The sequence below is a fragment of the Alkalibacterium sp. s-m-28 genome, assembly GCF_054658175.1.
The window spans coordinates 1-1,258 of sequence record NZ_BAAGIQ010000200.1 but is presented as its reverse complement, the minus strand read 5'-3'; the positions used below and the strand labels follow the sequence as shown (position 1 = coordinate 1,258).

The following is a 1,258-nucleotide window of genomic DNA, read 5'->3' as shown; positions in this document are numbered from 1 at the left end:
GAATGTTTGTTGGTAACTACATTTTACCAAAGAGAGGTGTCTTTTTCTGTACTTTTAAGTTCAATATTCTAACTGATCTTTACGGTAAAAGGATAGAACGTCGTTCTTAGGGGTGCGAAACTTGAGATAATAATTATATAACTCCATTATCAGACTATGAAAATTGGCTACAAACCATTGGGAACAATCCAACTAGTATTAGCACACGTCGACAAAGAATCAGGGTATTTATCAAGTTTCTAGAGCAAAATGACTGTTTCTCTCTAAATAAAATAAATTATGATATTATTTTGAGTTTTATGTCTTACTTGTTAAATCATTACTCAATTCAAGGCCGTTCAAATATACTCTATACTTTAAAACATTTCCTTACATGCCCGATCATTTACAAACAACTTTCCATTGAACCTCTATTAATTCTTAAGAATATTAAGACCCCAAAACATAATCGTCTTCCCTCTACCTATACACCACAAGAAATTCATTCTGTATTGAACAGCGTAGATCGTGATACTAAATGGGGAAAGACCATTTATTTAATGATGATGTTCGCTAGTGTATACGGTCTTAGGGTTAGTGACATAAGAGATTTACAACTATCCTCAATAAACTGGCAAGATAAAATACTGTCACTTTCACAACAAAAAACTCAAACACCGTTAAATCTGCCTCTTATTTATGAAATTGAACTAGCCTTACTTGATTATATAAAAAATGTTAGACCTTCAATTGTTTCTCCGAATTTATTTATACGATTCAGAGCACCTCACACACCTTATTCTAAGAATAATCATTTTTCTAGACATGTAGCAAAATATTTTAATCTAGCTAATATAAATATAGATGACAAACATTGTGGGCTTCATTCAATGCGGCATAGTTTGGCAACAGAGTTGTCGAATCAGACGATTCCCATTACTGAAGTTAAAAATATATTAGGTCATACATCCATTCAATCTACTAAACAATATATTTGGTCAAATATTGATCAGCTAAAGAAAGCAGCGGTAACTCCCAATAATCTATGAAAAATTATGTTTCCCAAATTTCTCGTTGCTCGTATGATGATTTCTGTCGATGAAGGTAATATAATCCAATCCTTGTCTGGATTAAACAGCTTTATAACAGATTCAGTAAAGCAACGAGAAGTATAAGAAGGCATGTTTAAAAAACTTCGTTTTTTTGAAGTTTTTCGAGATATGTAAAATCACTTCTACAGTATTAGTCCGTGTACTGTAGAACACTGTTCCCGAAAGAT

1 protein-coding gene is annotated in these 1,258 nt (G+C 32.2%); it reads left to right on the top strand.

From position 1 onward, the window contains the following. Positions 1 to 299: 299 nt before the first annotated feature. Positions 300 to 1,028, top strand: a complete 729-nt coding sequence (locus ACYQ4S_RS11925) for a tyrosine-type recombinase/integrase (protein ID WP_459771360.1) — start codon at positions 300 to 302, stop codon at positions 1,026 to 1,028. Positions 1,029 to 1,258 lie beyond the last annotated feature (230 nt).

What these genes read in the sequence shown, in the direction of transcription:
- ACYQ4S_RS11925 (WP_459771360.1), top strand. Translation starts at nt 300, where the DNA reads ATGTCTTACTTGTTAAATCATTACTCAATTCAAGGCCGTTCAAATATA.